The sequence below is a fragment of the Microbacterium aureliae genome, from assembly GCF_054780155.1.
Genome location: NZ_BAAGWW010000002.1, coordinates 372,019 through 378,161, shown reverse-complemented (window position 1 = coordinate 378,161; position 6,143 = coordinate 372,019). Strand labels below are relative to the sequence as shown.

General features: G+C 72.3%; 6 protein-coding genes. 2 read left to right on the top strand and 4 right to left on the bottom strand.

Annotation, left to right across the window (positions count from 1 at the left end; genetic code table 11):
• Positions 1 to 309: 309 nt before the first annotated feature.
• From ACYVF4_RS07850 to ACYVF4_RS07840, 3 genes are all read right to left on the bottom strand, one after another.
• Positions 310 to 1,347 (bottom strand): zinc-binding dehydrogenase, encoded by a 1,038-nt coding sequence (locus ACYVF4_RS07850; protein WP_460721453.1) that lies wholly within the window; start codon positions 1,345 to 1,347, stop codon positions 310 to 312.
• A gap of 160 nt (positions 1,348 to 1,507) precedes the next feature.
• The gene (locus tag ACYVF4_RS07845) at positions 1,508 to 2,389 is read right to left on the bottom strand and encodes an EamA family transporter (RefSeq protein ID WP_460721451.1); all 882 of its coding nucleotides are present in this window, start codon (positions 2,387 to 2,389) and stop codon (positions 1,508 to 1,510) included.
• Positions 2,386 to 3,657, bottom strand: a complete 1,272-nt coding sequence (locus ACYVF4_RS07840; protein ID WP_460721449.1) for a serine hydrolase domain-containing protein — start codon at positions 3,655 to 3,657, stop codon at positions 2,386 to 2,388. Before ACYVF4_RS07840 ends, ACYVF4_RS07845 begins: the two co-directional genes overlap by 4 nt.
• Before the next feature lie 87 nt (positions 3,658 to 3,744).
• Here ACYVF4_RS07840 and ACYVF4_RS07835 point away from each other — a divergent pair, with 87 nt between their 5' ends.
• Both ACYVF4_RS07835 and ACYVF4_RS07830 read left to right on the top strand, forming a co-directional pair.
• The gene (locus ACYVF4_RS07835) at positions 3,745 to 4,044 is read left to right on the top strand and encodes a DUF2470 domain-containing protein (RefSeq protein WP_460721447.1); all 300 of its coding nucleotides are present in this window, start codon (positions 3,745 to 3,747) and stop codon (positions 4,042 to 4,044) included.
• A 44-nt stretch (positions 4,045 to 4,088) separates the two neighbouring features.
• Entirely contained in the window at positions 4,089 to 4,736 is a 648-nt protein-coding gene (locus ACYVF4_RS07830) for a biliverdin-producing heme oxygenase (protein WP_460721445.1), read from the top strand.
• Positions 4,737 to 4,740: 4 nt separating this feature from the next.
• Here ACYVF4_RS07830 and ACYVF4_RS07825 read toward each other — a convergent pair whose 3' ends face one another.
• A complete protein-coding gene (locus ACYVF4_RS07825; protein ID WP_460721443.1) occupies positions 4,741 to 6,111 on the bottom strand; it encodes an ATP-dependent DNA helicase in 1,371 nt (456 codons plus the stop codon).
• Between the last annotated feature and the right edge of the window lie 32 nt (positions 6,112 to 6,143).

Sequence of the window (6,143 nt, the reverse complement as noted above, 5' to 3'; positions counted from 1 at the left end):
GTGGGGGTGCGGGGTCAGGGCGTCGGTGGGTCGGGGTGGCCGGGGGGGTGGGGGTGCGGGTGGCGGCGAGCCGCGGGGATCGCGGCGAGCCACGGGGCGACGTCCCCAGTCTCGCGCGGAATCCCCTGGTTCGGCCGGCAGCGCGCACGCCGCAGCCGGCGAGCGCTCGCGGGGAGGGGGGCGGGGGGGTTGGCGAGCCGCGGGGATCGCGGCCAGACACGGGGCGACGCCCCGGTCTCGCGCGGAACCCCTTGGCTCGCGAAGAAACCCCGGGGTCGCCCCGCGAGCGCTATCGCGGCACCCCGCCCGTCACGGCATCCGCGGGTCGAGCATCGTCATGCCCGCGGGCGCCGCACGGTCGAGCAGCGGCAGCAGCTCCGCGGCGTCGGCGAGCCCGATCACGCGCTCGATCAGGTCCTGGGGGCGCAGCGCGCCGGATTCGATGAGGGCGAGCATGGCGGGGTAGTCGGCCGCGGCCATGCCGTGACTGCCGAGGATGTCGAGTTCCCACGCGATGACCCGCGCCATCGGCATCCCGGACGATCCCGTCGCCGACGGCAGCAGACCCACCTGCACGTGCCGGCCGCGGCGGCGCAGGCTGAGGACCCCATCGGATGCCGTCTGCTCGCTGCCGACGGCATCGATCGAGACGTGGGTGCCGCCGGTGAGTTCGTGTACGCGACCGGGGACGTCGGCGTCGCCCGCGTGCACGACGTGCTCGGCGCCGAGCCGGGAAGCGGCGGCGAGCGCGGCGTCGTTGCGGTCCACGGCGACCACCCGCGCACCGAGGGCGCGGGCGATCATGACGGCGCTCAGGCCAACGCCTCCGGCGCCGACGACGGTGACCCACTCCCCCGGCTGGACGCGGGCGCGGCCGGTGAGCGCACGGAAGGCGGTGGCGAACCGGCAGCCGAGCGCCGCCGCGGCTTCGAAGGACACGGCATCCGGGATCGGGACGAGGTTCGTGTCGGCCGCGTGGAGCGACACGCGCTCGGCGAACGAGCCCCAGTGCGTGAAGCCGGGCTGCTCCTGGTCCGGGCACACCTGCGCCTGCCCGGTGAGGCACCACTGGCAGCGCCCGCAGCCGCACACGAACGGGACCGTGACGCGGTCTCCGACCGACCACCGCCCGACGCCGTCGCCGACCTCGACGACGACCCCGGCGAGCTCGTGCCCGGGGACGTGCGGCAGGGCGATGTCCTCGTGGCCCGCCCACGCATGCCAGTCGCTGCGGCACAGCCCGGTGGCACGCACCTCGACCACGACACCGCCTGGCGCCGCCGCGGGTGCGGGCACGTCGCGCACCGCGAGGGGCTGCCGGACGGCATCCATCACGATCGCGCGCATCTGGTCACGGTACCGCGGGCGGGCCACGGCCCCGGCCCCAGGCGTGACCGGATCACGTGATGCGCACGACCTCACCCGTTGTTTCCGGTTCGCAGCGGGTGATCTCGTGCGCATCACGTGATCTGTAACGGAAGGGAGGCCGCGGACGGGATGCGGCTCGTCACCCCAGCGGCTCGGCCGCCCGGCGCGCGGCCCGCGCGGATGCCTGGACGGCCCCGACGCTGGCGGCGATGACCAGGGCGATGCCCACCATCTCGAGCCACGTCAGGTGCTGGCCGAGCAGCAGGAATCCGGCGATCGCGGCCGTGGCGGGTGCCAGCGACATCAGGATCGCGAAGGCGGATGCCGGCAGTCGCCGCAGCGCCAGTAGCTCGAACGCGTAGGGGATCGTCGAGGACAGCACCGCCACCGCCGCCCCCAGGGCCACCAGCTCGAGGCGGAGCAGGGCGGCACCGGCATCCGTCAGCCCGAAGGGCAGCGACAGCAGCGCGCCCGCCGCCATCGCGAGGGCGAGCCCGTCGAGCTTGGGGAAGACCCGGCCGACGCGCGCCGACGCCAGGATGTAGAAGGCCCAGCTCGCCGCGGCGCCGAGTGCGAACGCCACGCCGAGCGGGTCGAGACGGTCCCACCCGCCGCCGCCCAGGGCGAGGACGCCCGCGAAGGCCACGATCGCCCACACCCACGCCGACGCGCGGCGGCTGGCGACGATGGACAGCACGAGGGGTCCGAGCACCTCGATCGTCACGGTGACGCCCAGGGCGAGACGCTCGAGGGCGAGGTAGAAGAAGCCGTTCATGACGGCCAGGACGACGCCGAACCACACCACGTCACGCCACGCGGATGCCGTGTGCCCGCGAAGCCGCGGACGGGCGATCAACAGAAGCAGCACCGCTGAGAAGACCAGCCGCAGCATGACCATGCCGAGGGGCCCGACCTCGGGGAAGAGCAGGACGGCGAAGGACGCCCCGATCTCTTGGCAGGCCAGGCCCGCCACGACGAGCAGGACGGCGGGCGCCCCGGCCGGACGCGCGGTGGCGCTCACTCCGTCGGTGCGGAGCAGACGGCGTTCTTGTCGATCGTCTTCGAGAACTGCTCCGGCGTCCACGGCAGGCCGGCGCTTGGGGCCTCCTGCCCGGACGCCGCCGGCGCCTTCGACGCGATGGCGGCCAGCTCGAACGCGAGCCAGCCGGCGAAGTTCGGGTGAGCCGAGGAGTTGTTCAGCACGACGGCGACGGTGAGGCCGGTGTCGGGGTCGGCGTAGGCGGAGGTCAGGTACCCGGGCACGGAGCCGGTCTGGCCGACCATCGACCCGGCGCGGAACGCACCGCCGGCGTAGGTGTACCACGACGACGAGGTCGGCGACGGCGGCTTGCCATCGTCGAACCGGGACGTGCCGGTGAGGGTGCCCGTGGCGAGCGCCTGCGTGTACCGACCGAGGTCGGTGATCGTCGTCATGACGCCGCCGTCGGTGAACGCGGTCGTGAGCGAGACGTTCGAGACGTCCGCCGGCTCCGCGCAGTCCCAGGTGCCCTCCACGCGCGGGGAGCGCAGACCGCTCAGACGCGGGGCCTCGGTGGGGGTGGCGGCGAGGTAGGTGCCCTCGAGGTCGAGGGGGTCGGTGACGTACTCGCGCAGCAGGGCGGACATCCGCTCGCCGCTGGCGTTCTCGAGCGCGAGGCCCAGCAGCAGGTAGCCGGCATCCGAGTCGGTGTAGCGGGCGCCCGGCTCGGCCGTGCGCTCCTGCCCGAGCCCATAGGTGGCGAGCTCGAGCGGCACCCACTTGCGCTCCGGATTGTCGAGCCACATGCGCAGCAGCCGCTCGGAGTACGAGCCGATGCCGCTGGTGTTGTCGCACAGCATCTCGAGGGTGACGTCGGTCAGGTCGGCGACGCCGGGGACGTGAGTGGCCACGTCGTCGTCGACGTCGAGGACGCCCTCCTTGGCGAGCTCGTACACGACGTCGCACGTCATCGCCCGCGTGATCTTGCCGGCGCGGAACTGCATGTCGGCGGTGACCTCGTCGCCGCCGGGCGTCGTCGTGCCGACACCCGAGACCCAGCTGCCGCTCCACGGCGCCCACACCCCGACGATCGCCCCCGAGGCGCCGCTGGCGACGACCGCGCGGTCGACCGCTTCGCGCAGGGGCGTCAGGGTCTCTTCGGGAAAGTCGCCCTCGACCTGAGCGGGGACGTCGATCGAGACCGAGACGTCGTTGGAGCAGGCGGAGAGGCCCAGGACCAGGGCCGCTGCAGTGACGACGGCCGCGGTGCTCCTCGTCGCTGAGGACCACGTGGTGGGTCGGAACGGCATAACACTCCCCGAGGATCGTCCTTAGATTCAAACACACGCCGCTCGCACCAGGACATTCCCTTACAATCCGGCTCGTAGGCTGGCGAGGTGACGCACACCTTCGACGCGGGCGCGACCGCCGGCATCCTTCGCCATATGAATGAGGACCATGCCGGGGACAGCCTGCTCATCGCACGTGCGTTCGCGGTCGAGGACGCCGTCGCCGCGACGATGACGGGGCTCGACGGGGATGCCGGCACCTGGCTCGTCGAGCGCGCCGACGGCTCGCACACCGAGGTCCGCGTGGCGTGGCCGCAGGGCGCGATCTCGGAGCGCCCCGAAGTGCGGCGCGAGATCGTCGCGCTCTACCGCGCCGCGTGCAAACGCCTGGGGGTCACGCCCCGCTGAGGCCTCACAGGGGCGGGTCGGGGGCGGCGCCTAGCATGGAGCGGATGGACGACACCACTCCGTTCTCGGCCGAGCTGCGCGAGCGCTCGTCGCAGGCGCACTCGTCGAGTGAATCGGCCGGCTTCATGTCCGACCTCGTCACCGGCGACGGCACGCGCGCCGACTACGTCGCCCTGGTGGCCCAGCACTGGTTCATCTACGACGCCCTCGAACGCGCCGCCGAACGGATGCGGGAGGACGCGGTCGCGCGCGTCTTCATGTCGCGCGAGCTGACCCGCGTGCCGGCGCTCGAGGCCGACCTGACCTACCTCATCGGCGACGACTGGCGGCAGCGCATCACGCCGCTGCCGGCCACGCGGCGCTACGTCGAGCGGATCGAGCACGTCGGCCGGACCTGGCCGGGCGGATTCGTCGCCCATCACTACACCCGCTACCTCGGCGACCTGTCGGGCGGGCTGTACATCGGCCGGCTCATGGCCCGCCGCTTCGGCTTCGACACCGACGGGGTGGCGTTCTACGTCTTCGACGACATCGCCGACCCGAAGGCGTTCAAGGACGTCTACCGCGAGCAGCTGGATGCCGCCCCGTGGGACGACGCCGAACAGGAGCGCGTGATCGACGAGGTGCTGCTCGCCTACCGGTTCAACACCGAGGTGTTCGAGGAGCTCGCTGCCGCGAAGCGCGCGGGCTGACGCGTCAGGCGGTCGCGGGGCGGGCGGCGGCGCGCCTGTCCGCCATCCACCGCTGCACGTCCGGGTCCACGCGGATGTCGCTCGGCCGCAGCGGCCGCGACAGGTAGAGGCCGTCGAGCGAGGTCAGCCGCGACAGCGCCACGTACGTCTGGCCGGGCGCGAACGCGCCGGATCCCAGGTCGATCACGGCACGGTCGTAGGTCTTGCCCTGCGACTTGTGGATCGTCACCGCCCACGCCAGCCGCAGCGGGAACTGGGTGAACTCGGCGACGATCTCGCGGCTGAGGGACTTCGAGCCGGGGTCGTACGCGTAGCGGAACCTCTCCCACACCGCCGGCTCGACATCGACCTCGTCACCGTCGATGTCCACCCGCACGGATTCGCCGGCGATGCGGGTGACTGTTCCGATCGTCCCGTTCACCCAGCGCGGCGGCTCGCCGAAGGACGACGTGTCGTTGCGCAGGAACATCACCTGCGCCCCGACCTTGAGCCGCAGCTCGGCGTCGGCGGGGTAGGCCGCATCCCCGCGCCCGAAGTCTCCGTTCACCTCGGCGTTGGCGGTCTGCAGTCGTCCGGGCAGCGCATCGAGGTGGCGCCGGTTGATGGTGTTGACGATGTCGTTGCGGGTGGCGAGGGTGATGATCGGGGTCTCGTCCTCGGCCGGGTCGGGGGGCGTGCGGGCGCCGGTGTCGTTGAGCACCTGCGCGATGTCGGCGGTGACCCGGCCGTAGCGGACGGCGTTGAGCATCGCCTTGAAGGACTGATCCGCCTGCCGGTGGATGTCGATCAGCTCGCGCACGCGCAGATCGGCGCCGTACGACCCCACATCCAGGATGCCGTCGGTCGCCGCCTCGCCGTTCCACACCTTCGCGTCGAAGAACCAGAACGAGCGGTAGTGGTCGCGGATGTAGCGCAGCTCGTCGCCGCGCGGCGGCACCGGGGCCAGCTGATACGGGTCGCCGAACATGACGACCTGCACGCCGCCGAAGGGCTCGGACCGCCGCCCGCGGGCCTGCCGCAGCGACCGGTCGATGCCGTCCATGAGGTCGGCGTTGACCATCGAGACCTCGTCGATGACGAGGGTGTCGATCGCGTTGAGGATCTTGCGGGTCGCGTCGGACTGGTCCAGCTGGGTGTTGGCGATCAACCCGATCGGCAGCCGGAACAGCGAGTGGATCGTCTGCCCCTCGACGTTCAGGGCCGCCACGCCCGTCGGCGCGCACACGGCGATCGTCTTCGAGGTGTTCCACGCCAGGTGCTGCAGCAGGGTCGACTTGCCGGTTCCTGCGCGCCCGGTGACGAACACGTGCTCGCGGGTGTCCTCGATCAGCCGGAAGACCGCCTCTTGTTCGGCAGAGAGCGGCGGCCTGGTCACCGGTTCATGGTAATCGGCGGCGGCTCCTGCCG